General features: G+C 38.6%; 27 protein-coding genes. 14 read left to right on the top strand and 13 right to left on the bottom strand.

All coding sequences use genetic code 11. The features are described 5' to 3' along the window. The first annotated feature begins 95 nt into the window (after positions 1 to 95). Positions 96 to 1,373, top strand: coding sequence for a mandelate racemase/muconate lactonizing enzyme family protein (locus IL356_RS16715; RefSeq protein WP_121849716.1), 1,278 nt, complete (start codon positions 96 to 98; stop codon positions 1,371 to 1,373). A 14-nt stretch (positions 1,374 to 1,387) separates the two neighbouring features. Here IL356_RS16715 and IL356_RS16710 read toward each other — a convergent pair whose 3' ends face one another. From IL356_RS16710 to IL356_RS16700, 3 genes are all read right to left on the bottom strand, one after another. Next, positions 1,388 to 2,275, bottom strand: coding sequence for an alpha/beta hydrolase (locus IL356_RS16710; protein ID WP_121849715.1), 888 nt, complete (start codon positions 2,273 to 2,275; stop codon positions 1,388 to 1,390). Between the two features lie 16 nt (positions 2,276 to 2,291). Next, complete coding sequence (locus IL356_RS16705; protein WP_121849714.1) at positions 2,292 to 3,017, bottom strand: MIP/aquaporin family protein; 726 nt, start codon at positions 3,015 to 3,017, stop codon at positions 2,292 to 2,294. A gap of 73 nt (positions 3,018 to 3,090) precedes the next feature. After that, a complete protein-coding gene (locus tag IL356_RS16700; RefSeq protein WP_121849713.1) occupies positions 3,091 to 3,549 on the bottom strand; it encodes a DUF1569 domain-containing protein in 459 nt (152 codons plus the stop codon). A 405-nt stretch (positions 3,550 to 3,954) separates the two neighbouring features. On the opposite strand from IL356_RS16700, the gene IL356_RS16695 reads away from it, so the two are divergent. Further along, positions 3,955 to 5,748: a sensor histidine kinase gene (locus IL356_RS16695; protein ID WP_121849712.1), complete on the top strand. Its 1,794-nt coding sequence runs from the start codon at positions 3,955 to 3,957 to the stop codon at positions 5,746 to 5,748. Between the two features lie 82 nt (positions 5,749 to 5,830). Further along, entirely contained in the window at positions 5,831 to 6,241 is a 411-nt protein-coding gene (locus IL356_RS16690) for a response regulator (protein WP_121849711.1), read from the top strand. Between the two features lie 91 nt (positions 6,242 to 6,332). Here the strand turns inward: IL356_RS16690 and IL356_RS16685 are convergent, their stop codons facing one another. After that, complete coding sequence (locus tag IL356_RS16685; protein WP_225621536.1) at positions 6,333 to 7,250, bottom strand: SMP-30/gluconolactonase/LRE family protein; 918 nt, start codon at positions 7,248 to 7,250, stop codon at positions 6,333 to 6,335. A 5-nt stretch (positions 7,251 to 7,255) separates the two neighbouring features. Then, positions 7,256 to 8,092: a sugar phosphate isomerase/epimerase family protein gene (locus IL356_RS16680; RefSeq protein ID WP_121849710.1), complete on the bottom strand. Its 837-nt coding sequence runs from the start codon at positions 8,090 to 8,092 to the stop codon at positions 7,256 to 7,258. A 134-nt stretch (positions 8,093 to 8,226) separates the two neighbouring features. On the opposite strand from IL356_RS16680, the gene IL356_RS16675 reads away from it, so the two are divergent. From IL356_RS16675 to IL356_RS16650, 6 genes are all read left to right on the top strand, one after another. Beyond that, on the top strand, positions 8,227 to 9,282 hold the full coding sequence (locus IL356_RS16675; RefSeq protein ID WP_121849709.1) for a zinc-binding metallopeptidase family protein: 1,056 nt from the start codon (positions 8,227 to 8,229) through the stop codon (positions 9,280 to 9,282). Positions 9,283 to 9,349: 67 nt separating this feature from the next. Further along, a complete protein-coding gene (gene mazG, locus IL356_RS16670; protein WP_121849708.1) occupies positions 9,350 to 10,135 on the top strand; it encodes a nucleoside triphosphate pyrophosphohydrolase in 786 nt (261 codons plus the stop codon). Positions 10,136 to 10,193: 58 nt separating this feature from the next. Then, positions 10,194 to 11,567, top strand: coding sequence for an MATE family efflux transporter (locus tag IL356_RS16665; protein WP_121849707.1), 1,374 nt, complete (start codon positions 10,194 to 10,196; stop codon positions 11,565 to 11,567). 40 nt (positions 11,568 to 11,607) lie between these two features. Next, the gene (locus tag IL356_RS16660) at positions 11,608 to 11,835 is read left to right on the top strand and encodes a hypothetical protein (RefSeq protein ID WP_121849706.1); all 228 of its coding nucleotides are present in this window, start codon (positions 11,608 to 11,610) and stop codon (positions 11,833 to 11,835) included. A gap of 6 nt (positions 11,836 to 11,841) precedes the next feature. After that, positions 11,842 to 12,411, top strand: a complete 570-nt coding sequence (locus IL356_RS16655) for a phosphatase PAP2 family protein (RefSeq protein WP_121850761.1) — start codon at positions 11,842 to 11,844, stop codon at positions 12,409 to 12,411. Next, a complete protein-coding gene (locus IL356_RS16650; protein ID WP_121849705.1) occupies positions 12,408 to 14,057 on the top strand; it encodes an ArnT family glycosyltransferase in 1,650 nt (549 codons plus the stop codon). The genes IL356_RS16655 and IL356_RS16650 overlap by 4 nt, the downstream gene beginning before the upstream one ends. Here the strand turns inward: IL356_RS16650 and IL356_RS16645 are convergent. The 4 genes from IL356_RS16645 to IL356_RS16630 all read right to left on the bottom strand — a co-directional run bounded on the left by IL356_RS16645 (position 14,051) and on the right by IL356_RS16630 (position 17,599). Next, positions 14,051 to 14,920: a lysylphosphatidylglycerol synthase transmembrane domain-containing protein gene (locus IL356_RS16645; RefSeq protein WP_121849704.1), complete on the bottom strand. Its 870-nt coding sequence runs from the start codon at positions 14,918 to 14,920 to the stop codon at positions 14,051 to 14,053. The two genes, IL356_RS16650 and IL356_RS16645, sit on opposite strands and share 7 nt — an antisense overlap. Further along, positions 14,904 to 15,863, bottom strand: coding sequence for a glycosyltransferase family 2 protein (locus IL356_RS16640; RefSeq protein ID WP_121849703.1), 960 nt, complete (start codon positions 15,861 to 15,863; stop codon positions 14,904 to 14,906). Before IL356_RS16640 ends, IL356_RS16645 begins: the two co-directional genes overlap by 17 nt. Positions 15,864 to 15,992: 129 nt before the next feature. Further along, positions 15,993 to 17,036 carry a methylmalonyl Co-A mutase-associated GTPase MeaB gene (meaB, locus tag IL356_RS16635; protein WP_121849702.1) on the bottom strand — a complete coding sequence of 348 codons (1,044 nt, stop codon included), beginning with the start codon at positions 17,034 to 17,036 and terminating at the stop codon, positions 15,993 to 15,995. Positions 17,037 to 17,038: 2 nt separating this feature from the next. After that, entirely contained in the window at positions 17,039 to 17,599 is a 561-nt protein-coding gene (locus tag IL356_RS16630) for a DUF2911 domain-containing protein (RefSeq protein ID WP_121849701.1), read from the bottom strand. Between the two features lie 258 nt (positions 17,600 to 17,857). Between IL356_RS16630 and IL356_RS16625 the strand changes: the two genes are divergently transcribed. Then, positions 17,858 to 18,283, top strand: a complete 426-nt coding sequence (locus IL356_RS16625; protein WP_121849700.1) for an organic hydroperoxide resistance protein — start codon at positions 17,858 to 17,860, stop codon at positions 18,281 to 18,283. A 52-nt stretch (positions 18,284 to 18,335) separates the two neighbouring features. Here the strand turns inward: IL356_RS16625 and IL356_RS16620 are convergent, their stop codons facing one another. Further along, a complete protein-coding gene (locus IL356_RS16620; protein WP_121850760.1) occupies positions 18,336 to 19,238 on the bottom strand; it encodes an aldose epimerase family protein in 903 nt (300 codons plus the stop codon). Positions 19,239 to 19,343: 105 nt separating this feature from the next. Here IL356_RS16620 and IL356_RS16615 point away from each other — a divergent pair, with 105 nt between their 5' ends. The 3 genes from IL356_RS16615 to IL356_RS16605 are packed head-to-tail and all read left to right on the top strand — an operon-like array spanning position 19,344 to position 21,841. After that, entirely contained in the window at positions 19,344 to 19,886 is a 543-nt protein-coding gene (locus tag IL356_RS16615; RefSeq protein ID WP_121849699.1) for an RNA polymerase sigma factor, read from the top strand. Continuing rightward, on the top strand, positions 19,870 to 20,460 hold the full coding sequence (locus tag IL356_RS16610) for a hypothetical protein (RefSeq protein WP_121849698.1): 591 nt from the start codon (positions 19,870 to 19,872) through the stop codon (positions 20,458 to 20,460). The genes IL356_RS16615 and IL356_RS16610 overlap by 17 nt, the downstream gene beginning before the upstream one ends. Next, positions 20,432 to 21,841, top strand: a complete 1,410-nt coding sequence (locus tag IL356_RS16605) for a hypothetical protein (protein ID WP_162987925.1) — start codon at positions 20,432 to 20,434, stop codon at positions 21,839 to 21,841. The genes IL356_RS16610 and IL356_RS16605 overlap by 29 nt, the downstream gene beginning before the upstream one ends. A 33-nt stretch (positions 21,842 to 21,874) precedes the next feature. Here the strand turns inward: IL356_RS16605 and msrA are convergent, their stop codons facing one another. Together msrA and IL356_RS16595 are read right to left on the bottom strand one after the other, a co-directional pair. After that, a complete protein-coding gene (msrA, locus tag IL356_RS16600; RefSeq protein WP_121849696.1) occupies positions 21,875 to 22,561 on the bottom strand; it encodes a peptide-methionine (S)-S-oxide reductase MsrA in 687 nt (228 codons plus the stop codon). Positions 22,562 to 22,669: 108 nt separating this feature from the next. Then, positions 22,670 to 23,677, bottom strand: coding sequence for a malectin domain-containing carbohydrate-binding protein (locus IL356_RS16595; protein ID WP_121849695.1), 1,008 nt, complete (start codon positions 23,675 to 23,677; stop codon positions 22,670 to 22,672). Positions 23,678 to 23,894: 217 nt separating this feature from the next. Between IL356_RS16595 and IL356_RS20320 the strand changes: the two genes are divergently transcribed. Beyond that, positions 23,895 to 24,533: a peptidoglycan DD-metalloendopeptidase family protein gene (locus IL356_RS20320; protein WP_121849694.1), complete on the top strand. Its 639-nt coding sequence runs from the start codon at positions 23,895 to 23,897 to the stop codon at positions 24,531 to 24,533. A gap of 7 nt (positions 24,534 to 24,540) precedes the next feature. Here IL356_RS20320 and IL356_RS16585 read toward each other — a convergent pair whose 3' ends face one another. Further along, positions 24,541 to 25,230, bottom strand: coding sequence for an arylesterase (locus tag IL356_RS16585; RefSeq protein WP_121849693.1), 690 nt, complete (start codon positions 25,228 to 25,230; stop codon positions 24,541 to 24,543). Between the last annotated feature and the right edge of the window lie 85 nt (positions 25,231 to 25,315).

Raw genomic sequence — 25,315 nt, 5'->3', positions numbered from 1 at the left:
TTGAATGAATTTTTCAAAAAAATCACTAAAAAATTAGGGTTTTGATAAAATAGGTTCGTAGTATTTAAGAAATACATCAACCTAAACGATAAGTTATGAAAAGTTCAAGAAGAAGCTTCTTAACCAAGGCGGCAGCGGCCACCACTTTAACTACCATGCCGTTTGCAACTTTTGGAAATGAATTGGTGCAGGCAGTAGACCAAACCTCAAAGAGATCGGCGCCATCAGACCTACAGATAACAGATATTAAATGCGGATATATTCGTGGTGGACACAGTTTATTTGTAAAAATCTATAGTAACCAAGACATTGTTGGGCATGGTGAGGGGGTCGATGCTACTCCAGGTACCTATCATTTGGTCAAAATGTTCGGAGAACGTTTAAAAGGTAAGAACCCTCTGAATGTCCATAGACTTTTTGAAGATATTAGAAGAGGAGGTTTTTTTGAAGGTGCGCAATCGGGCATGTATGTAGCCGTACTAACTGCTGTAGAAACAGCGCTGTGGGATTTGACAGGTAAGGCGTTGAACTTGCCTGTATACCAATTGCTAGGGGGCAAGTTCAGGGATAAAATACGTGTTTATATGGATACGGCCCTCTATCAAAACAGATTGCCCAAACCTGAAGATTTTGCTGCCAGTGCCAAAGAAGCGGTCGATATGGGCTTTACAGCTGTTAAGTTTGATTTAGACCAAGCCAATGATCCCAATAAATACGACAAATATAACTGGACCGCGAGCCCTGCGGAAATTGAAAGAATGCACGATCAAATGGCCGCTGCCCGTGAAGCCGTCGGCCCGAATATCGATATATGTGCTGATATGCACGGCAGATATGATGCCATTACGGGCGAGAAAGTGGCAAAGATTTTAGAGCCTATCGACATGATGTGGCTTGAAGAACCCATACCTGCGGAAAACGTTGATGCCTACAAAAAGATAACCGACTCTACTAGTACACCTATCTGCGCTGGTGAAAACCATTATTTGGCTTATGGTTTTAGAAGACTTTTAGAAACAGGGGCGGTAGATATTATCATGCCCGATTTACAAAAGGCAGGTGGTTTAGGAGAAGCTCAGCGTATAGCGAATCTGGCAAACCTCTACTATGTACCTTTTGCTCCTCATATGGTCGCATCTTTTCTAGGTGCTATGGCATCATGTCATGTATGCGCATCGGTGCCGAACTTCATGATTCTTGAATGGCAGATATATTTTCACAAAAATCCGATGTATAAAGAAATAGTCAGCTACGATGGCGAGATGGTCGAAGACGGTTTCATTAAACTCTCGGAAAAACCGGGTATCGGTGTCGAGATCAATGAAGAAGGTATGAAAAAGTACGCCGATAAAAACGTACCTTTTTTTAAATAAGGGTTGAGTAAAATTTACCCTTTTGGCACCTTGGCAATAATACCCTCGGCATCGGCCCAATCATAAAAACGTTCGATCCAACTGTCTGAGGGTAGGCCTTGGCTTTTCATTCCAAAACCATGTCCACCTTTCGCATACATATGCAGGGCAGGGGTATAGCCTCTGTTAAGCCAAGAGTTGTATAATTCAATACTTCCCTTCGCCAAGCCAAGTGGGTCGTCGGTAGCGCAAATGACCAACATTTTTGGGGCATTGGCAGGGGCTTCTTGAACTGGAAAGGCGGTAGTCCAGGGGTATACAGGAACAATAAAGTCAGGCCTATCCAGCTGTTTCGCGTAATAACCGACCCCCATGGTTACGGCTCCACCCGCGGAAAAGCCCATAAAGCCAATTTTAGCAGGGTCTACACCATAGTCGTTGGCGTGCTCCCGAACATAGGCGACGGCAGAAAGACCATCGGCTATCGATAGAGGTAGAACAGGTTTGATACGCTGACCGATTTTAGCTGGGTTGTTAGTGCCCTCATCGGTAATTTCTTTGATACCATCTTCTCCCGTGGGTACAAGGCGATATTTGAGCACAAAGGCCGTGATACCCTTTTTAGAAAGCCATTTGGCTACCATGTTTCCTTCACTCTCAATGCTTAGGCCATACAAGCCTCCTCCTGGAGCCACAATAACCGCCGTACCGTTCGGGTTGGTTGGTTTAAAGACCTGCATGGTGGGCACCGAAACGTTGGTGACCACTTCGGTATCCCAAATTTGTGAGAAATATTGCTTTTCATCGCCTTGCCAGCTTACATCGACAGCTTTTTCATGCGGAACTTGAATAATGTCTTGCGCTTGTAGGCTACTAGTTATACTGAAAGTCAATAGATATAAGTAAAGGATGTTTTTTTTCATTAGGGTGGTCTTTAAATTAAATTCCGACAGCCAAATACGCTAGAGCTGCCAAAGCTCCTCCAATTATCGGTCCGACTACGGGAACCCATGCATAGCCCCAATCGCTATCTCCCTTTCCTTTAATAGGCAGAATGGAGTGCGCTATACGAGGGCCTAGGTCACGTGCGGGATTGATTGCATATCCGGTAGGACCTCCGAGTCCAAAACCGATACCCATGACCAGTAAGGCTACAGGCAGGGCATCGAGAGAACCTAAGGAAACAGGCTCGTCAGAAATAGTTCCTCCTGCGATATAAAATACTCCGAAGACCAAAGCGAAGGTTCCGATAATTTCAGTGACCAGATTCCAGAAAGGGCTTCTTATGGCCGGTGAAGTAGAGAACGTTGCCAAAATGGCTCCTTTATCCTCTGTAATTTCGTATTGCTTTTTATAGGTCAGAAAAACCAAAAAATTTCCTACCATCGCTCCGAGTATTTGGGCCACAAAATAGCCGGGTACCAGACTCCAATCAAACTTGCCGGCGGTCGCCAACCCAACGGTTACTGCCGGGTTCAAGTGCGCTCCGCTCACATCGGCACTTATAAACACGCCTACAAAAACAGAAATACCCCAAGCCAACGAAATACCTACCCACCCTGAATCGGAACCTTTGGTACCTTTAAGAACAAGGTTGGCCACTATACCATTACCCAATAGTATGAGCATGCCTGTTCCGATAAATTCAAAGATGTAAGCTTGCATAGTTTAGTTGGTTTTAGGTTTAAAAGATAGAAAAAAGAATTTTACTCCTAGTTTTCTGTCAAAAAAATAAATTTTAAACCCCAAATTGTTGAAGGTGGTGATCAATATGTTTATAGAACAGGGTATTCCACTCATCGGTAGTAAGAGGGCCGAAAGAGTGAGATTCTTTGTTATGAAAGTGTGCGGCCCCTAATTGCTGGGTTTTTTCAACATTACCGATTAAAAGACCCTTTTCTTTATCAAAATCTTTGTCATCTGAAACTAGAAAAACAGGAGCTGTACGCATGTTCTTTTTATAGGGTTTGGGGCCTGTAACTACTTTCTTTGCTAAAAGTTTTATCAAGACTTTTTTTAAACCTGTGGGTTTCGGGTATTTATCTGTATAAACCAAGTCATAGGTAACATTGCAATGGGCCAGCATTTGAGAAACATTCATTTTACCCCAAAGGTTTGTGGTCGATGGTGTCAGTTGGTTAATTCTAGAGACCAATTCTTCAGAAACTTTTCGGTCAAATACATTCTTAATTATCATTTTTAAAGTTTTAGTTGGATGGTGAAAAAAATCGTTTCTAAAGTTAGAAAAAGACCCGTTCTAATCCTACTGAACTAAAGGTCTTTATAGAAAAAATCATTAAGTTAATTTTAAGAGTGTTTTTGTAAGAAAATAGCAATCTGATAATGGGTCTTATTAATATCTGAAGCGGTTTTGAGTGGCGAAGGAAATACAATTTGACCTTGATTTTATGCATTTTTTGAATATTTAGTGTCCTTAGTCTGTCAATAGTATTGGTGTTATCGATAACATTATAATTTTATTTTATTTTAACAATATTAGTAGGAAAAAGATGTACCTTCGGTAAGGTTTTGAATATTGATTTGATGACACATCCCCCTTCCATCATTCAATATGATTTTTTATTGACTACCCCATCATTTTATGTGGAAAAAATTTCTAGGTAATTTCTTGTTGCTCTACATTCCTTTACTAGTGCTTTCTCTTCTCATGCTCACCAGTCAGAAGCGGGAAAGGATTGTCGAGCTTTCTAAGCAAGAAGCCCTTGATGCTGCCAATAAATCTTTTTTTATAAGTGATGTTTGCCACTACTTGGTACACAATTCAAATTATTGGACCTCTATACTTTATCCGCAGAAATTCAATCCTCAAAGCACTCATAAAGAATTTATTCGGCCCTATTTAGAGGTTTTGAATAGTCTGGGTTTTTACGATCAGTTTAGAATTCTAGATAACAATGGTAATGAAGTTTTGAGGTACCAAAGTTACCAAGGTGGAATTTTGGAGTCGGCACCTTTACAGAGCAAAATTGATCGTGAATACGTTCAAAAAGGTCTAACTTTAAAAAAGGGCAATGTATTCTTGTCAAGAATAAACTTGAATAGGGAGTATGGTGAAATTGAAAGACCCTATAAACCTGTTCTGCGCTCAGTAGGGCCTATTTATGATTCGCTTGGTAATAAATTGGGCCTTGTGGTCATCAACTTTCGAATGGCCGATATACTGAATACTTTGACTACCCCATCAACAGAGGGCAATACTTATATAGTTGATTCTAACCTTGATGTTATTAGCTCAAATACTTCAAAATTCGAACTGCCTAATGAAGTAAAGGAATTTGAAAACCTAGAAGAGGATAAAACCAGAATAAACGTTCAGGGATTACTGCCTTTTAAGGATACCACTTTTTTAAGTGACGGAGCTATATGGAGTTTGCGTAAAGTAGATCTTGAAAATGGTAAGCTGCGAAGCAGCCGTATCTATAACGAGCCCGATAATATATCAACAGCCACTGATTGGGCCATTGTCGAAGAGATTCCTTCTACGGCTATTCAAGCTGGAATGTGGCAAGTTTACCAGAACTTTATCGTACTTCACTTATTTTCCATTTTAGCGGTTGCGGGTATTTCATACGGTTATTTAAAGTATCAAAAAGAAAAACTGTTTCTAGTGGAAGAGCTGAAACAAAAAAACGATTCATTACTTGAGGGACAGAAAAAGTTACAAAAAATAAATAAGCAGGTCAAGCAAACAAACGATCGTCTAAAAGTACGAAACGAGCAACTGGAGCAATTCAATTATCTCATATCACATAATCTAAGAGCGCCTGTTACAAGTATGTCTGTCATTGTAGATATGCTGAAGAATAAAAAATATGAGGGCCATATTAAAGATTTGCTGCCCAAATTGAACACCATAGCCGATAGTATTGTCAACTTAACAGAAGATATTAGACATTATGTTACGATACTCGACCAGAATGAAATTGATATTAAGGGTATTGACCTGATTGAGTTGATTGAGAATGTCAGGAAAGAATTTCCCGATTCGATAAACGATGATAGCGGTTTCAGAATTATTTATCAGTTGGAGGAATGGAAAGTCGTCAATTTTTCGAGGTTTTATTTAAAAAGCATTATTCACAACTTTATATCTAATGCAATCAAATACAGAAGAAAAGATGTGTCTTCTTTTTTGTTGTTTAAAAGCAAAGTTGAAGATGGAAGGAAGGTACTATATGTTGAAGACAATGGTATTGGTGTAGACACCGATCGTCATAAAGACGATATGTTCAAACTATATAAAAGATTTCATAGAGATGTTTCAGGCAAGGGTATGGGGCTTTTTCTTGTTAAAACTCAATTGGAAGCTCTAGATGCCTCAATTAGCCTAAAAAGTAGTGTAGGTAAAGGCACGGTATTTAAGATAATTTTTTAAATTTAAGTAACTAACAAACAATAAATCACATGGTTGCGTTATAGGATATCGAAACCATGATAGGCAACTAAAATCAACTGACATGAGAAAAGCGAACATTTTATTGGTAGATGATGATGAAATTTATCTTTACCTGACCGAACGTCTTTTAGACGGAATTTCGGAGAACTTAGCGGTCAATTCTTTCACCGATGGTGAAAAGGCATTGGACTACATTAAAAATTGTGCAAATGAACAAACAGAAATGCCAGGGGTCATACTTCTAGATGTAAATATGCCTTTTTTAGACGGGTGGGGTTTTCTAAAGGAGTTTAGAGAATTGAAACCAAAAATTAATGACAAGGTTCATATTTATTTGGTAACCTCTTCAGAGCGCGAACGTGATAAAGAACGGGCCAAAGAATTTAAAGAGCTTACCGGGTATGTTGTAAAGCCTGTCTCAGAAGACAATCTGGTCGAGATATTAACTGAAGTTTACGAAAATCAATGGTAATGATATAAATTTACTTTTCAATCTTTTTCAAAGAAACAAAGACGCCCATGATTTGCAAAGCATGGGCGTCTTTGCCTAGTGTACTTATTAATTAATATCTCACCCCGTGTACATTCATTTCGAGGGTATACACAGAATCCATCGCAGTAATGAACAAGATGTTCTGTTTCGGTCCACCGAAAGTTACATTGGCAGTCCAGTTTTCAGGAACAGGTATATGTTTGATTTGCTCACCCTTCTTGTTAAAAACCGTTACCCCATCGCCGGTCAAATAAACATTTCCTAAATGATCAACCGTCATACCGTCGGATCCCATATCTGCAAAGAGCTTCTTATTCGTCAAGTCTCCATTTTTGCTGATATCGTAAACATACGTTTTCTTCGCCCCGTTGTCTGAAACATATAAAGTCTTGCCATCGGGAGTACCAATAATGCCATTGGGCTGTTCGTAGTTATCATCTATTACAACGCGTGGTTCAGAGGTGTTGGCAGCCAGATAATAAACTCTTCTTGCCGATTGCTCGGGTTCAGTATGTTGCCACCAAGAGCGTTTGTAGAAAGGATCGGTGAAATAAACGCCTTCTTTTTGGTCGACCCAAATATCATTGGGGCCATTCAATTTCTTTTTCTCAAAATTATCAATGACCACCGTCACTTTTTTATCAGTTGCTATTCGCCAAAGTTCATTCTTTTCGTCTGCAGCGGCCAAAAGACTTCCCTCATCATCAAAATAAAGACCATTGGCACGACCGGCCGGTTTCATATAGTCGGTGACGGTATTATCCGAAGCACTCCATTTAACAATTCTATCGTTCGGTTGGTCAGTAAAATAGACGTCTCCAGATTTATCCATAGCTGGGCCTTCGGTAAATTCGAAAGTGTCGGAAACCAAGGTCAATTCGGCCCCTTTTGCAACGATGTCATCAACTTTCTTTTGCCCTTCGCACGAAAGGCTCACCAGCGATAGGCCCCATAATCCTAGAAATAGTTGCTTTGAATAATTCATCATCTTGATTAAGATAGCTTTTTAAGAAACTTCATATTATGGCGCATGCTTTCAACAGGGGTACTCGTATATTCTTCCTGCTCAATAAAAATGTGTTTGACTCCCGAAGCTTTTTGACTTTCCATAATTTTTTTGATGTTCAGGTCGCCATTACCAAACTCGGTGCTTTCCTTTTCTTTAAAATCCATATCCTTTAAATGCCAAAGAGGAAAACGACCTGGATATTTCTTGAAATAATCCATCGGGTCAAAACCTGACACGACTACCCATCCTAAATCAAGCTCCATATAAACCAATTCGGGGTCGGTATTATCCATTAGCACATCATATAAAATTTGTCCGTCATGTGATTCGAACTCGTATTCATGATTGTGGTAACCGAATTTGAGACCAAGCTTTTTACATGATTCTCCCGCTTTATTAAACGCGTCGGCCACACTTTTGTAATTATCTACGGTTTGCCCTTTACTTGGTAAAGAAGAACATATGACATATTCTTGACCTGACCTGACGGCCTGTTCCATCGTACTCTCAAAATCGTCATCAAGGGCAACATGGCCACTGACCAATTTCATGCCAAGCGCTTCGCACTCCTTTTTCATACCCTCAGGGGAAAGACCATAATACAAACCTTTTGTACTGCGTGCGGACTCAATTTTTTTGATGCCCAGGTCGGCTATAGTTTTAAGTGTTTGCTTGGCATCTTTAGCCAATTCATCTCTAAAAGTATAGAGCTGTACACCATATTCGGGCTTTTTGTAAAGGTTAAATGAGAGATTGGGCACTAGTATTGCACCACTACCGGCAACCGTAGTTTGTTTTAAGAAATGTCGTCTTGAAATCATTTGAAAATATTTGTTTGATCAAGATAGTCATTTCGCTTGAAAAGATTATTTCAAAAAGGTTCAAAAAAAGACGGATAGGGTTTGGCAAACTTCGCCTAGGCCATCTAAATTTATACTGGTTAACTTGACTTGATATGAAAATTTTTCACTGTTCACATTGTGGCAATCCTCTATATTTCGAAAATACAGTTTGTCTCTCATGTGGGAGTCATTTGGGATATTTAGAGCATCGGTCTCAACTGGTAAATTTGATAGCAAAAAATGGCCTCTTTAGTGTTTCGGGTGATGAAGGCAAGCTATATCGGTTCTGTAAGAACCATGAATATCAAGTCTGCAATTGGTTGGTAGAAATCAATAGTAATTCTGAGTTTTGCTCGGCATGCTCACTCAATAGAACTATACCTAACTTAGAAAATGAGTCTAACTTGGTTGAATGGCGTAAGCTCGAAATCGCTAAGCATCGGTTGGTCTATGCATTAATGAGGCTTGGCCTTCAGGTAGAACCTAAAAAAGGGATTGAATCTTCGGGTATAGCTTTCGATTTTCTAGAAGAAATTACAAATGCGCAAAACAGCGAACCTGTTCGTACAGGCCATCTCAATGGAACAATAACCATTAATGTGGCCGAGGCAGATAGTGTTCACCGCGAATATATGCGAAAACAAATGGCCGAACCCTATAGAACGTTAATAGGTCACTTTCGACATGAAATTGGGCATTTCTATTGGGATTTGCTTATAAATAATAATAGTGATAATCTCTCTGCCTTTAGGTCAATCTTCGGCGACGAGCGTGTCGATTATGGTGCAGCGCTTCAAAACCATTACAACCAAGGCGCTTCGAGCAATTGGCCGAGCTATTATATTAGTTCTTATGCGTCATCTCACCCCTGGGAAGATTGGGCAGAAACTTGGGCGCATTACTTACACCTGATAGACCTTTTGGAAACTGCTTTCTATTTTGGTATTGAAACAGGCGGACATCTTAATGATGGCTCACCATTGAAAATGGAAGCTCGTTTTGACCCTTATTTACAACAAGATTTTGATGCCATTATCAAAGCCTTTAGGCCACTGACCTATGCTATCAATAGTTTGAACAGAAGTATGGGGCAACCCGATGTCTATCCTTTTGTTATCTCCGATACCGTTTTGAATAAACTAAGGTTTGTACACCAACTTTTACATTGATTTTTTATTCAAGTCTGTGAGGCTTACCCTAAAGTAGATGCTTATTTTTGCATAAAATTTCAGGGTAATGAATTCTAGAGCAGATCAGCTAAAAGCTTTTGATAGGTTATTGACCATAATGGATGAATTAAGGGAAAAATGCCCTTGGGATAAAAAGCAGACCCTACAATCATTAAGGCACCTAACCATTGAAGAAACTTATGAATTAGGTGACGCTATTTTAGAAAACGACCTGAACGAAGTTAAAAAAGAACTGGGCGATGTACTTCTGCATATCGTATTCTACTCGAAAATAGGCTCAGAAACCAATGATTTTGACATTGCCGATGTGTGTCATACGATTTGTGACAAGCTGGTAAGCAGGCACCCGCATATTTATGGAGATGTCACTGTTGAAAATGAAGAAGACGTAAAACGCAACTGGGAAAATCTCAAACTGAAAGAGGGTAAAAAGAGTGTGTTGGAAGGCGTGCCCAATGGTTTACCGGCATTGGTAAAGGCCAATCGCATTCAAGACAAGGTCTCGGGCGTAGGTTTTGACTGGGAAAAACCCGAACAGGTTTGGGAAAAGGTTCAAGAAGAACTTTCAGAATTTCAAAATGAGGTACAAGATAATAACAAGGCTAAAATGGAAGCCGAATTTGGCGATGTGATGTTCTCTATGGTCAACTACGCCCGTTTTTTAGATATCAATCCGGAAAATGCGTTGGAGCGAACCAATAAGAAATTCATAAGGCGTTTTCAATATTTAGAGGCCAAAGCCAAAGAAATGGGTAAGTCACTAAAAGATATGACTTTAGAAGAGATGGATGTTTTTTGGGAAGAAGCAAAGACTTTCAACCAAACCTCTTAGTCATATCTATTAACCCCACCTTCATTTTTCATCATTGTTTACCTTTTAATTATCAATCTTGTTCCAGCAATACACCAAAGAATTTCGATATAATATTCAACTTTCTGTTCCCGTAATTATGGGAATGTTGGGTCATACGTTCGTACAATTGGCCGATAACATCATGGTAGGTCAATTGGGTACGGCCGAACTGGCAGCGGTATCTTTAGGCAATAGTTTTGTTTTCATAGCCATGTCTATTGGTATTGGCTTTTCTACAGCCATAACTCCATTGGTGGCAGAGGCCGATGGTGCCGGTAATAAGCATGATGGCAAAAACGCTTTGAAACACGGTCTCGCACTTTGTACCATACTCGGGTTGACCCTTTTCTCCCTTATTTTGTTGGCTAAGCCCTTGATGTATAGGATGGAGCAGCCGGCCGAGGTGGTAGAATTGGCACTTCCGTATTTAGATCTAGTGGCTTTTTCATTGGTGCCCCTGATCATCTTTCAGGCATTTAAGCAGTTTTCAGAAGGCTTGTCACAGACCCGTTACCCTATGTACGCCACCATTTTGGCGAATGTGGTAAACATATTATTGAACTATTTGCTGATATTCGGCACTTTCGGTTTTCCGAAAATGGGAATTGTGGGTGCGGCCATTGGTACTTTAGTTTCTCGATTTGTAATGGTTATTTTTCTGTGGTTTCTACTGCGCAGCAAAAGAAAGTTTCATGATTATGTAACGGCGTTCAACTTTAAAAAGTTGGAGCAAAAAGTGGTAAAAAAAATTATCAGTTTGGGTTTTCCATCAGCGCTACAGATGTTGTTTGAAGTAGCCATTTTTACGTCGGCCATTTGGTTGAGCGGGGTATTGGGGAAAAATGCGCAAGCCGCTAATCAGATTGCTCTAAACCTGAGTAGCATGACTTTTATGTTTGGTATGGGGCTTGGGGTGGCAGCAATGATTCGTGTTGGCAATCAAAAGGGACTTAAAAACTTCTCTGAGCTGCGTAGAATTGGTAAGTCTATTTTTTTTCTGACCTTTTTACTTGAGATTGTTTTTGCTATTCTGTTTTTACTGGGTAGACATTGGTTTCCATCATTATATCTTGATTTAGACGATATTTCTAACATGGCCGATAACGCCCAAGTAATAAAAATTGCGGCCGAGTTGTTATTGGTGGCAGCGGTATTTCAGATATCAGATGGGGTACAGGTAGTAGTCTTAGGCGCCTTGAGAGGCATGCAAGACGTGAAAATACCTACTTTAATTACTTTTGTTGCCTATTGGTTGATAGGCTTTCCGGTGAGCTATTTTTTAGGGCTTCGTACCGAATTGGGTAGTACAGGCATTTGGCTGGGTCTATTGACGGGGCTTACCGCCTCGGGTATTATGTTGTATATTCGATTTAATTACCTAACCCAAAAAATGATTGCCCAATCTGCATAAGAAAAGGCAACGAACGTAGACAAAACTAATTTTCATTTATATGGAATTTCCAAAGTTTCTTTTAGGCGATAATACCGATTATCCTTCTGCAATTTTTGTTGTGCATACCGAGTACCCAAGATTTATAATAAATCTGGAAAATGATGAAGTGGAATGGTTGGAAGATTTTTCTCCGGAGGATGAAAAAGAACTTGAATCGGAAGCTGAAAATCTGATTGAACAGGCGAATTTATTTTACGATAGAGAGGTTTCAAGGTACGAAGACTAGTTGATAATGTTAGAGCATCTGGTAGAACTTGATAAAGACCTTTTTTTATTTCTGAACAGTTTGGGGAGTTCGAGATGGGACGGTTTCTGGCTTTTTGTCACCAATAAATTTAGCGCTATACCTATTTATGCGATTTTATTGTTCTTAACCTATCGTGCGTTGGGTCTTAGGCGTACCATCATAGCTGTTCTGGCGGTTGGTTTGATGATTCTTGTTACAGACCAGTTGTCGAACTTTTTCAAATATGGGGTACAAAGATTAAGGCCATGCCATGACCCTACCTTACAAGACCTGGTTCGATTAGTGAAAAAATCTTGCGGGGGTAAATACAGTTATTTTTCGGCTCACGCCGGCAATAATTTTGCGTTGGCATTTTTCTTTTCATCCCTTTTGAAAACAAAATATCGGTATATAGGAATTTTACTGGCTTTTTGGGCGGTTTTGGTCTCTTACAGTCGAATTTACATCGGTGTCCATTTTCCCTTGGATATTATTACAGGGGCCTTAATAGGCTTGATTTTTAGTTGGTTGTTTTTAAAGTTAGCTATATTTGCAGACCTCAAAATACCTCTATGATATCTAACTCTAGATATTGGGTTTTAATCATTTTAGTTGTTCTGGTGTACATCACCGGCATGTTCGTCACCCTATTCGAAAATGATTCTGCACAATTTGCGGTAATGGCCATGCGAATGGTTCAAGAGAATGATTTTTTGAATCTTTTCAAGGGTACTGAAGAATATTTAGATAAACCGCACTTACATTACTGGTTGGCCGCATTTTCTTATTTACTGTTCGGCATAGAAGATTGGGCCTACCGTATTCCCGGAATTTTAGCTCTTCTTTTAGGTGCCTATTCTACCTATGGTCTTGGCAACTTGCTATATGACAAAAGAGTGGGTAAAGTTGCTGCCCTCATATTTATGACGGCACAGACCATTGTTCTATCTGCGATAGATGTTCGAACCGATGCCGTATTAACGGGCTTCGTTATTTTGGCCATATGGCAGTTGGCTTTATATGCGAATACAGGCTCAATTAAGTCGATTTTGTTGGGCGGTATTGCTGCCGGCTTGGCATTTTCAACCAAAGGCCAATTGGCCATATTGATCATTGGTTTGGCACTTTTAAGTCATTTGATCTATACCCGAAATTGGAAGGCGCTTATCAACTGGAAAGTCTTATTGGGCCTCTTGACTTTTGCCATTGCCATAACCCCCATGTTGTATGCATATTACCATCAGTTTGATTTGCATCCGGAAAAGGTAATACGTGGTAAAGCAGAGCGAAGTGGAATTTTCTTCATTTTTTGGGAACAGAGTTTTGAGCGACTAAGCGGCGAAGGCATGGGTAGTAATAGCAGCGACTATTTCTTCTTCTTTCATACATTTTTATGGGTTTTTCTACCGTGGACGGTCTTAGGTATCATGGCTTACGCTAGAAAAATAAATAGCCTGTTTAAATTGAAATTTAAATGGGTTCAAGGTCAAGAAATGCTTACTATAGGTGGTATCACTTTCTTTTTTCTGATTGCAAGTTTTTCCCAATTCAAGCTTCCTCATTATTTGAATAGTATAATACCTCTGTTTGCAGTTTTGACAGCGACTTATATTGTGAATCTGAAAAATGAAAAAACCGGTCGTATTTTGCTCGGGGTGCAATATTTTGTGTTAAGTATCATATTCATTGCCGCGGTACTGATTTGTTTTCTAGTCTTCGAATTTGATAATCTTTTCGCTCTGGGCCTACTCTTGGTCTTTTTGTTGACCATTATCTATTTCTGCTTGAAAAGTGAGCAATATGATAAGAAGATAATCACTTTGACCGTCTTTGGCTCCTTATTGCTGAACGCCACCCTCAACCTTCATTTTTATCCTAATTTATTGACCTATCAGGCTGGCTCAAGCATGGCCAAAGTGGTTAAAGAAAGAGAAGTACCGGTTGACAACATTTATAAGCTGGGTGATTTTCACACTTGGTCGTTTGATTTCTACAACAGAAAGCCTTTAAAAATAACATCTTACAATGCGATAAGAGGTAAGAAAGATTTTTGGGTCTACGCCAATGATGACCAGTTACGAGAACTAAAAGAGTTAGATTTTGATTGGGATATTCAATACACGCGAGCGCATTACCGCATTACGAGATTGAGCCTCAAATTCCTAAATCCCTCAAAGAGAAAAAAATCGTTAGATAAAATGCACTTGGTGCATATTTACTGATTCTTCACCAAGTTTGGCTTTTTAAAGTGATAGATAATCCCCCAAAAAGAAGTGAAGGCGGTTATCAAGAAAAAGACCATACTCAAAGTTATAGACAAGTCTTCATTAAGACCAAGCCAGTTAGAGAAGTAGTAAAAAGTAATTTCTCGACTTCCGATACCTCCTATGGTCAAAGGCAACACTGCAACTATCGATGAAACCAGAAAAACAAATAAATACCCTATTGAACCTATAGAGGCATCCATGGCCATTAAAATTAAAAGTACACAGATTAATTGCATCAATTGTACTACGGACGAATAGATAAACGAAGGCCAAAATGCCTTTGAAACATAGGGAAAGAACTTAAGGTTCAAAAAATAAAAAACTACCGTACTCAATATGATTAGGGGAATGGTACCCCATCGATAGGTATCTAGGAAGTCACTTTTTATAAATAGTATTAGAATACAGGCATAAATGAATAATAGAAGAAGACCGCTCAAGCGATCTAAAAGCAGAACGGATACTACTTTTTTTGTTTTTATATCAAAGGTCTTTTTGATAAGGTATCCCTTATAAGCATCTCCTCCAATTCCACCTGGTAGAAAAAGGTTATAAAACATGCCCAAAAGGTATAGTTGTAGATTGCTTTTGTGCGATAAGGGAATTTTCAGTAATCTGAAATAAAGATTTAGCCTAAAGGCGGAAACAATCTTTGATATGATAAAGAAAAGGAGCGCCAATATTAAATAAAATACATTGGCACTTTTAATGACAGCCCAGACTTCGGCGATTTCGACTTTGGTAAAAACCAAATAAATCAATAGAACGCTGAAAGCAATTTTTAAAGCGGTTATGCTTTTTTTACGCAGATTCGCCACCTACGAAGACTTTTTTAATTCTATAAGGCCTTTTCTGCTGAGACTCATAGTAGGTGCGAATTAGCAGCTCCATAACAATACCTATGGTGAAGAGTTGAATACCGGCAAGAATGAACATCAATCCAAAAATGAGCAAAGGTCTGGTACCTATATCCTCACCGAATCCGAATTTTACGATCAATAAATACATGTTGATCAATATACCCACCATAATAAGTAGAACCCCAAAAATACCAAACAGATGAATGGGCCTTTGAAAGTATTTACGAATAAAAAGCAAAAGCATCATATCTGCGATTACCTTGAAAACACGCTCCAACCCGTATTTAGACACACCTGCATGGCGCGCATGGTGTTTCACGGGTACCTGCTTGATCTGTGCACCTTCAAGATAAGCTAGCAAAGTTATAAAACGATGCATTTCGCCATAAAGGTTGAGGTCTTTGGCAATATCTTTTGAGAAAACTTTCAAAGCACAACCATTATCTTTTATGTCGAGATTTGTAATTCTTCGAACCAAAAAGTTGGCGATTTTTGAAGGTATTTTTTTTACCAAAGAATCTTGCCTTTTTTGCCTGATGCCGGTTACCAAATCATATTCACCGTTTACAGCATATTGTAACATTTGAGGAATATCGGTTGGGTCGTTTTGCAAATCGCCATCCATGGTAATTATAAAGTCTCCCTCGGCATAGTCAATACCTGCCGCAAGTGCCAGACTCTGACCATAATTCTTTTTTAGCGCAATAAGATGCACCTTATCATCATTCATGGCATTGACGATTTTTCGTGTGCTGTCTTTCGAAAAATCATCGACATAGATTATTTGATAGTTATAGCCCTCTAAACTTTCGTGAATTTTTTTAGTCAGCAGAACTACGTTATCCTCTTCGTTATAGAGTGGAACAACAATAGATAGTAAGGAACTCGTAATAGGGTTCATCAAAAGAACAGATTTGCGGCAAATTTAGGGTTTTATTACGCAAGCGCATATATTAATTCTCGAATGCGATTGAGAACGATACTTTGAACAAATAAAACTTATTATCTGATGGAGAATTTAACAATGTGCCTAAGGTTTTATATCGAACGAACTCAAGAGCATATCGGCGGCTTGCTTTGGTGAAATCGTTTTGCTTAGTACTTTTTCAAGTAACTGATCTTGCAATATTTTTACCTTTTGATTAGAATAAAAGTTCTTTTTTATTGTTTGCTCAACAATTTCGAGCATCCAATTTTGTAGTTGTTCTTCCCTTTTTTTGTGGAACGTAGCGTTCTTTTTGGTTTTTATATTGAATTCATCGATTAGTGACCATAACTCTTGAATACCCTCATCATGAAGAGCGGAACAATACGTTACTTGAGGCTCCCAACCATTTTGCTTGGGAGGAAATAGCCCCAAAGCTCTTTTGAAGATAGAAGCTTCTTGCTTTGCAATTTCTAAGTTCGCTCCATCGGCCTTATTGATGGCTATAACATCTGCCAGTTCGATAATACCTCTTTTGATTCCTTGAAGGTCATCACCGGCACCTGCCAATTTTAATAAAAGAAAAAAGTCGACCATACCATGAACGGCGGTTTCACTTTGGCCTACACCTACCGTTTCGACTAGAACAACATCGAACCCGGCAGCTTCACAGAGTATTATTGATTCTCTTGTTTTGTGGGCAACACCCCCTAGATTATTATTTGTAGGAGTAGGTCGAATAAAAGCATTGTCACTTTTGAGCAATTCGGGCATTCTGGTCTTATCGCCGAGAATACTTCCTTTGCTAACGGTACTTGAAGGGTCTACGGTTAAAACGGCAACTTTACGTCCTTTTTTGATAAGTAAAAGACCCAGTTTTTCTATAAATGTACTCTTTCCGACACCGGGCACTCCGGTTATACCAATTCTAATGCTATTACCACTTAATTTCAAAAACCCATTTAAAATCTCGTCTGAGAGAACTTCATCCTGTTTTTTGGTGCTTTCTATAAGGGTAATCGCCTTTGCGAGAATGGTTTGATCACCATTTTTAATGCCTTCGATAAATTGATTGTCAGACAAGGGTCTCTTTTGACCTTTTGAATGGTCTGAAGAAAAAGTTCTGACTTTCTTTTTTTTATCGGCCAATCTTATTTGTTGATAGGTACTTTAACCTTTGTTTTATCCCAGGAAAAAGACATGAAAAGTTCTCCATTATCCTCAAAATCGATAGTGAAATTTTCAATGGTGTCATTAAGTATTTCTGTAGGTACGGTAACTTCAACAACGTCTTCTTCGGGGTTTCTAGAAGTTTCTTTACCTCCGCTCAGAACGGTAACCCCCCAATCGGGAATTCCCTTATTAAATATAACGTTCCAGCTTTCCTTTCCTGGCTTTGTCCACAAAGAATATCTTCCGGGAGCAAGACTTTTATCAGCAATACGAATAGTAGTAGAGGTCGAAAATTTGGTAGGTTCATTAGCCCCTGTTCTCCAAACTACATCATATGGTACTAGTTCACCAAAAATAACACGCCCTTTTTTCTTCGGGCTGGAATAGGTCACCGATAGATCAAAATCGTTTTTTTGATAAACGTTTGTAATTTCTGGGCTATGGGTCTTCGTCTGTTTTCTCATATAAGGTCTGAAAACAAAAAAGAAAAGTAGCGCCAATACGGCAACTACCACCAAAAACCATTTCAAGAATTTCATATAGTATAGTTTGAATATCAACAATTTGTAAAATCGATTACAAAATGCGGTCGAAATTACAAATTAATATGTTTGAAGCTTGAAAAATCAGTCGCAGTATCGTAAAAGTTCGATGGATTCACCAATGACCTATTTCTCGGAGTGTCATATTGAATCTTTTGTTGACCTTACTCGTGTTTTCACACAGATTTAATATTCGTTTGAACGGAGTTTTGCAATACTAAACGTATCTTAATAGGATAATCAAAATTATCGAAAATGAAAACTATTTTTCAGGCTAGTGCCACCAACTCGGGAGGGAGAGATGGCCATGTAAAAAGTGATGACGGAGCTATTGATTTAGATATCAAAATGCCAAATTCTAAAGGCGAAACCGACGGCAAGTCGACCAACCCGGAGCAATTGTTTGCGGCGGCCTATTCAACCTGCTTTGCAGGGGCTTTACAAGCGGTTGCCAAAGAACATGGTGTTGATGATTTAGGCGATTTTAGCGTAACGGCCGTGGTAGGCTTTAATAAAGATGATGAAGGCTTTTTTATCGATGCCACTTTGGATTGCTGGTTGCCGACCGTAGATAAAAAGAAGGGTGAAGATTTGATCAATGCTGCCCACGAGATTTGTCCATATAGCAAGGCTACCAGAGATAATATTACCGTTGAACTCAATTTAATGGTCGAAGCGTAACCTTAGGTGAAAAAAGCTAAAGTATTGAAGGCTTCCATTTTGGAAGCCTTTTTTATTTGGTAGTAAATCTAAATTCGGTGATGTTGCGGTAATGCTCTCCGGGGCGAAGTGTAGAACTAGGAAAATGCTTCTGGTTGGGAGCATCCGGTAAATTTTGGGTTTCAAAACAGATACCGGAAAAGTCTTTAGGGGTATAGACAATCAAACCAAGTTGGTTGGTAGCAACCTCTAATGCAATACCAGATTTTTCAGAAGTGCATTTGGCCGCAATTGGCGATTTTACATCCACAATAAAAGGCGTGTCCAATCGGGTTTTGCCAATTCTTTTACATGATAAAAAATCAAAACTTGAATCTTCTGTGGCCAAAACTCTACCTGTGGGCAATAGGTTATCCTTTGTTTCAAGATATTTAGAACAATTTAGTTGTAAGTTGTAGTTGTCTACCGAGGTGTCAGAATCCAGTTTAAAGTAAGAATGGTTCGTAAGATTGACGACCGTAGTTCGGTCAGTAACCGCCTCGAAGATTACCCTAAGTGTTTTTCCCTTCAATACATAGGTAACAGAGACTTTTAAATTACCAGGGTATCCTTCTTCTAAATGGTCACTTACGTAAGACAGTTTTACATATGGGGTGTCACCTTGCTCGACCTTATCAATGGTCCAATATTTTTTTCCAAACCCTTCTTTCCCTCCATGTAAATGCACACCATTATCATTGGGTAATGGAAAGTTTACTCCATCTATTTCAAAACTTTTTGATATACGGCCGGCAAAACGACCGATACAGGCCCCAAGAAAATAGTCGTCATCTAAATACTCACTAGGAAATTCTAGGCCTACCACTACATTGGTGTAATTTCCATTAGCATCTTTAATCAGTAATTTTTGAATGACCGCTCCGTAGTTCAGTACGATAAGAATGGCATCACCATTGGTAAGGGTAATCTGTTTCAAGAAATCGAAATTAAAATTCAATCAAAATTACTCGTTTTTTGCAACACAATGTTTTTTTGCTCGTCCTTTATATAGATGATCTAATAACAAGTACGTTACCGACCGATGTTCTATATAAATGTATTGCAACAATGCAAGGCCAATAACCGTAAGGCGCAGCTTAAGCTGTATCGACAGTATTGCGATGGTATGTTTTTGGTTGCGTACAGGTATGTGAAGAATGAGAAAGATGCTGAAGATGTTTTACAAGATGCATTTATAAAGGCCTTTCAACGTTTAGACCAATTTACAGGTGACGTTTCTTTTGGGGCTTGGCTCAAGCGTATAGTAATCAATCAAAGTTTAGATCTTATTAAATCAAGAAGGCACGACTATATAGAATTCGATGATAATTTAAAATTAATTGAAGATGATGATAACTGGGAAATTGATGAGCATATTTCAGTCAATAGAATTAAGGAAGAGGTGCTCAACCTACCAGAAAAATATAGATATGTAGTAATGATGTACTTGATAGAAGGTTATGATCACTCCGAAATCGCACAAGTGCTAGGTATCACAGAAACAACGTGTAGAACCCGTCTGTTGAGAGGTAAAGGTCATCTTAAGAATATGCTTAAAGAGAAAAATTATGCCACAGGATATTAGGGAACTGATTAAAAGGATAGACGATAGCCATGAACCTAAACTTAGTGAAGGTCATGAACGTCGATTTTTAAGGAAATTGGAAAAAGAATTACCAGCTGGAAAGCGAAGCGTTCCTTTAAAATTTATAATTGCCGCTTCAATCACGGTTCTCATTTGTTTGTCCGGTTATTTATGGCTGGGGCAGCAAGACATCGAAGGTTCGCAAAATGAGGTTGTCGATTCGTCGGCCGAAGAGCAAAACGCCAAGAAAACAGTAAAGTTGGGAGACCTTTCTCCAGATTTAAAAAAAATAGAAAGCTACTACACAGCAAGCATTAATTACGAACTATCTAAACTAGATGTGTCAGAAACAAATAAGGATATTGTTGACGACTATCTAAAACAATTGAACGAATTAAACCAAGAGTACTTAACCCTGAGTGAAGAGATGAACGCCTACGGCCCCAATGACCAGATTATAGGGGCAATGGTAAAGAACCTACAGCTAAGACTTCAGCTTTTACAAAACTTAAAAAAAGAATTAAAACACTTAAAAAATCAAGAAAATGAAGATGTTACCAATGCAAGTATATAGACCTTTGTTTTTATTAGTGGGGTTGGTATGTATGAAAATGCAAGCCCAAGATAGAACAAAAACTTACTCAGAGGAGTTCAATGTAGATGATGATGTTATAGTCAATATAAATACAAGCTATGCAGATTTAGAATTTGACACTTGGAACAAAAACAAAGTAGTGGTAGAGGTAATTCTTGTTCTAGAAGGAGCCAGCGAAGAACAAGCAGAAGAATACTTTAAAAAGAACGAATTCGAAATTCTTGGAAATAGCCGGGAGATAAGTATTAAAAATAGCGTAGGCAATTGGGAGCCGGTAAATTTTGAGTTTCAATCTAACGATTTCGTTTTTGAATTGCCTGAAATGCCTGAATTCGAGTCTTTTGATTTCGATTTTGACTTTTCTGAGTTAGAAGACCTTCCGGTAATGCCGCCGGTGCCGAGTCCTGATTTTGATTATGAGGCATTTAAGGAAGGTGGGGAAGAATATATGCAAGAATGGCAGAAAAAGTTTGAGAAAAGCTTCGGAGAACCCTATCAGGAACGGTTAAAGGACTGGCAGAAGAAAATGGAGGAGAAACAAAAACAAATACAAGAAAAACAGAAAGAACTTCAGGAAAAAAGGCAAAAAATAGATGTCAAGAGAATGGAGCAAGTGGCGGAAGCTAGGGCCGAACATGCGAGAGCAGTTCAGGAGCGCTTAAAAGAAAGACAAATTCATTTAGAGGAGAGAAACCGAAATTCAAAAAATAGGTCTCATATCTTTTATTACTCAAATAGAGGCAAAACGGAGGACTTTAAGGTAAAAAAAGTTTTAAAGATTAAGATGCCTAAGTCTGCCAAGATTAAAATGAATGTGCGACACGGCGAGATAAAACTGGCAGAGAGAACTCATAATATCGATGCGTTACTTTCCTACTCTAAATTGAAAGCAAATGAAATTGACGGGAGTGAGACGGTAGTGGTGGCCTCATATTCTCCCATAAGCGTTGAAAATTGGATGTACGGTAAATTACAAGCTAATTATTCTGATCAAGTCGATTTGGAGCAAGTTAACCAACTTGTTTTAGATGCGAAGTCCTCCCCGATAGTTATTAATAGTCTATCGGATAGAGCTACCATAGTCAACGATTTTGGCCCTATTTATATCAATTCTATTTCCGAAAACTTCAACCAGCTAAACGTCTCGATGAGAAATAGCAATATGATTTGTACCCTACCTCAAACGTCTTTCAATATTAAAGTAGAAGGAAATGGCATTCAGGTTAATTACCCCGCTGACGTTACAATGGAAAAAATTGAAAAAGGAAACCAAATAGTTTATAATGGCTATAAGGGTAAAGCAAAATCCTTAAAATCGGTACATATAAATGGCAGGTATTCAGAAGTGAGTCTTGAATAATCTATCACCGGAACTTTTCACATTGCTCTAGTACTAGTGACTTTCCTTATCTTCTTTTAAATAATCGCCAAAGTTTTCTTTAAACCTGTTGAGTCTAGGTATCGATACATTTCTTATGTATGGGTTGTTAGGGTGTTTTTTTTCATAATCCTGGTGATAATCCTCCGCGTCATAAAAAATGGTAAAGGGCACTACTTGCGTGGTGATTTCCCGACCTTGATAAACATCATGTTCTATTAGAGCTTTTATATAATCGTTGATTATTTTCTTTTCTTTATCATTCTTAAAAAAAGCAATAGATCTATATTGAGGCCCATGGTCGGGTCCTTGACTGTTAAGGGTAGTGGGGTCATGAGAACCAAAAAACACTTGAACTAAAGCTGTAAAAGAAATAACTTCGGGATCATAATAAATTTTCACTGCCTCGGCATGTGTGGTTTTGCCACCACCTACTTGCTCATAAGTAGGGTTCTTTTCTTTACCACCAGAATAGCCTGAAACCACTTCTTTTACTCCCTTAACACTTTCAAAAATGGCTTCGACACACCAAAAACATCCGCTCGCGAAATATGCAGTTTCATATTGGTCTAAATCTTGTTGTTCAGTCTTTTCTATATCCGAAACTTTGGCTATTTCTTCCTTTTCGTGTTGTTTGTTTTTAGACTGGCAAGAAATTGTTAATAGCAATCCGAAAAAAGTCAATATTAATCTTGGAAACATTTTTTTTGTATTTAGTGCGCACAATGAAATAATCCTTACATCATATTACAAATAAAAAAGGTCTCCGAGAAATCGAAGACCTTTAAATATTACAACTATCTTAGTTTATTAAGAACCAACTGTTCCCGTACCAAACACCTCAATTGCAGAAACTTTCGGTTTGTTAACAGTAGCTTCAAAGGTTATATTTAGAGTTCCATCAGTAACTTCGATATCATACATTCTGAAAGATGCGGCAGCAGCGCCAACTTCCTTGTACAAATCATATCCTGTGAAAATTGCAGTGTCTTCCATGGAAATGTTGAAGATTCTACTTCCATCGCCTCCCTCTAATTCCTGTTGGTTAGGGACACCCCAATAAATTTCCGCAAAATATAACTTAACAGTGTAGGTGCCGTTTGTCACAGGAATATTGTAAGAAAATGGCCCTTTGGCATTAGAATTATCGGAAATTCTTTCAGTTAAGAAAATTTCGTCCATATCTGTTCCGGAGATCTCAGTAACATTCGGGTTGGAATAAGTAATTGTGGGGCCTTCAACAAACTGGTCAGCTAAAAAAGTAATGTCATCATAAGTTACTTCTGGTCCACCACAGTTAATTCTAACTAAGGACGGTCCTACAGGTTCTGTAGATTGTGCTACTTCTTGTGCAGGATTTGATTCGTCTGGGTTGAAAGTGATTGCAACGGTATTGGTAATGTCAACTCCGTCCAACGTTCCAGATACGGTTACGGTTTCTTCAGCATCGCCGGTAACAGTCGCTGTGTAAGTACCATCGCCATTATCGGTAACACTGCCTACACTTGCCGAACCTGTCACTGTAAGGGCAACAGTTCCGCCACTTTTTCTAAGTTTGTTACCATCGGTATCAGCCAGTACAACCGTTACTATTGACGTACCTATACCACTTGAGTGAGTAGGCGCGGTAGCATCCATTGTAGTGTTTTCGTTGGTAGGGTCCGGATCAGCTTCAGGCTCTGGTTCCGGTTCCGGCTCTGGTTGTTCCTGGGGGTCAGGATCCGAGCCATTATCGCTACTACAGGCGACCGGAACCATAATAAGGCATATCATTAGAAATGCAAAAAGAGAAACTTTTGCTAAAAAGTTACGTTTCATAGTTTAGAAGATTTAAATTAATTCATTTTCTTTTTCAAAAATATCTATGCAAATTATTCAAATAGTAATCACGCCGCAATATTTTTTTTGTTTAATCGACAAAATACGGAAGTTTAGGTTTAGGTTCATCTAACTTAAAATTTTAGTTAACAGAAAGATGTCATATACTTTTAACTATCCTTCGTGATATAAATTTTTTTAATAAAAAAGTAATGAAGTGAATCACCCATTTTTAATATTAGGAAATATTATCAATAAATATACCACTATTGACTTTTCAGACGCGAATAGTGAATTATCGAACGTTCAGTTAAACAACCCTTATCAATGCCAGGAGTATATTGAAACTATTCTTAATAAAACAGGTTGTCAAATTGCTTATGGTGGCTATCTTGAAAAGAGAAATCTCTATAATGAATCTTCTTTGTTTAGTTTAAGTGATGACAAAAGAGATATTCATTTGGGCATTGATTTTTGGAGTAATGTAAATTCAGAGGTTTTATGCCCCTTAAAAGGAGAGGTTCATAGCTTTAAGGATAATTCCATCGTTGGTGATTATGGACCGACAATTATCCTAAAACATGGAGTTGGTGATTCCTGTTTTTATACTCTTTATGGTCATTTGTCAAGAAAATCTCTGAGTGGTTTATTTGAAGGTAAGAAGTTTGAGAAGGGTGAGGTGCTAGGCTATTTGGGTTCTCCAGAAGAGAATGTCAACTACGCACCTCATTTGCATTTTCAGGTTATCAATGATTTACAGGGTAAAAGAGGAGATTATCCTGGCGTGTGTTCTTCAAAGAATTTGGAGTTTTATAAGAAAAACTGCCCAGACCCTAATTCTATTTTGAAAATGTAATTTGTCTCTAATTCTCTGATAATACTGTTTTGAGAACCCTCCAGACATTTTCCATAACAATTTTCTGCCCTTCAGCCGTTGGGTGAATACCGTCTTCAAGATTTAAATCAGGATTTCCGGCTACTCCTTCCAATAAAAAAGGAATCAGTTCAACTTGGTTCTTTTCGGCTAGGTCCGGGTAGATTTTCTTAAACTCGTTAGTATAGTCTTGACCCATATTCGGAGGTATTTGCATACCTGCCAGAACTATTTTGGTAGAATTATTTTTAGACTTCACTTTATCAATAATCGCCTGTAAATTCTGCTTCGTTTCCTTTAAAGGAATTCCTCTAAGACCATCATTGGCCCCTAACTCTAGCACGAAAACTTCTACCTTTTGATTTAAAACCCAATCTAATCGGTTAAGTCCGCCAGATGTGGTTTCGCCACTTACCCCAGAATTGATAGAGGTGTAATTCAGGCCTACAGAATCTAATCTGTTTTGAATGAGCGCTGGAAAACCCTCTTTCTCCTCCAAGCCGTAGGCCGCAGTTAAGCTATTACCGAAGAACAAAATGCTTTTTGTAGAACTGGGGGTGACAGTTTCAGATTCACGAGAAATAGAAGAATCTTTTTTTTCGGTTTCTTTTTGCTTTTCTCCACAAGAAACGAGAGCTAGCAGAACTAAAAAATAACTAAACTTTAAGAGGTTGGTCATAAGATACAGCGCTTAAAAACAAATACAATTGCTTATTTTTCGAGCTTAACACGGGCAAAATTAGATTTTGCGGTGAAAAGAACGA

The sequence above is a fragment of the Euzebyella marina genome, from assembly GCF_014855515.1.
GTDB lineage: Bacteria > Bacteroidota > Bacteroidia > Flavobacteriales > Flavobacteriaceae > Euzebyella > Euzebyella marina.
This window is presented reverse-complemented; position numbering and strand designations above follow the sequence as displayed.

Bases quoted from the DNA above. Each gene is read 5' to 3' on its own strand.
- IL356_RS16715 (WP_121849716.1), top strand. From the start codon at position 96: ATGAAAAGTTCAAGAAGAAGCTTCTTAACCAAGGCGGCAGCGGCCACC.
- IL356_RS16710 (WP_121849715.1), bottom strand. From the start codon at position 2,275: ATGAAAAAAAACATCCTTTACTTATATCTATTGACTTTCAGTATAACT.
- IL356_RS16705 (WP_121849714.1), bottom strand. From the start codon at position 3,017: ATGCAAGCTTACATCTTTGAATTTATCGGAACAGGCATGCTCATACTA.
- IL356_RS16700 (WP_121849713.1), bottom strand. From the start codon at position 3,549: ATGATAATTAAGAATGTATTTGACCGAAAAGTTTCTGAAGAATTGGTC.
- IL356_RS16695 (WP_121849712.1), top strand. From the start codon at position 3,955: ATGTGGAAAAAATTTCTAGGTAATTTCTTGTTGCTCTACATTCCTTTA.
- IL356_RS16690 (WP_121849711.1), top strand. From the start codon at position 5,831: ATGAGAAAAGCGAACATTTTATTGGTAGATGATGATGAAATTTATCTT.
- IL356_RS16685 (WP_225621536.1), bottom strand. From the start codon at position 7,250: ATGATGAATTATTCAAAGCAACTATTTCTAGGATTATGGGGCCTATCG.
- IL356_RS16680 (WP_121849710.1), bottom strand. From the start codon at position 8,092: ATGATTTCAAGACGACATTTCTTAAAACAAACTACGGTTGCCGGTAGT.
- IL356_RS16675 (WP_121849709.1), top strand. From the start codon at position 8,227: ATGAAAATTTTTCACTGTTCACATTGTGGCAATCCTCTATATTTCGAA.
- mazG (WP_121849708.1), top strand. From the start codon at position 9,350: ATGAATTCTAGAGCAGATCAGCTAAAAGCTTTTGATAGGTTATTGACC.
- IL356_RS16660 (WP_121849706.1), top strand. From the start codon at position 11,608: ATGGAATTTCCAAAGTTTCTTTTAGGCGATAATACCGATTATCCTTCT.
- IL356_RS16655 (WP_121850761.1), top strand. From the start codon at position 11,842: ATGTTAGAGCATCTGGTAGAACTTGATAAAGACCTTTTTTTATTTCTG.
- IL356_RS16650 (WP_121849705.1), top strand. From the start codon at position 12,408: ATGATATCTAACTCTAGATATTGGGTTTTAATCATTTTAGTTGTTCTG.
- IL356_RS16640 (WP_121849703.1), bottom strand. From the start codon at position 15,863: ATGAACCCTATTACGAGTTCCTTACTATCTATTGTTGTTCCACTCTAT.
- IL356_RS16630 (WP_121849701.1), bottom strand. From the start codon at position 17,599: ATGAAATTCTTGAAATGGTTTTTGGTGGTAGTTGCCGTATTGGCGCTA.
- IL356_RS16625 (WP_121849700.1), top strand. From the start codon at position 17,858: ATGAAAACTATTTTTCAGGCTAGTGCCACCAACTCGGGAGGGAGAGAT.
- IL356_RS16615 (WP_121849699.1), top strand. From the start codon at position 19,344: ATGTTCTATATAAATGTATTGCAACAATGCAAGGCCAATAACCGTAAG.
- IL356_RS16610 (WP_121849698.1), top strand. From the start codon at position 19,870: ATGCCACAGGATATTAGGGAACTGATTAAAAGGATAGACGATAGCCAT.
- IL356_RS16605 (WP_162987925.1), top strand. From the start codon at position 20,432: ATGAAGATGTTACCAATGCAAGTATATAGACCTTTGTTTTTATTAGTG.
- msrA (WP_121849696.1), bottom strand. From the start codon at position 22,561: ATGTTTCCAAGATTAATATTGACTTTTTTCGGATTGCTATTAACAATT.
- IL356_RS16595 (WP_121849695.1), bottom strand. From the start codon at position 23,677: ATGAAACGTAACTTTTTAGCAAAAGTTTCTCTTTTTGCATTTCTAATG.
- IL356_RS16585 (WP_121849693.1), bottom strand. From the start codon at position 25,230: ATGACCAACCTCTTAAAGTTTAGTTATTTTTTAGTTCTGCTAGCTCTC.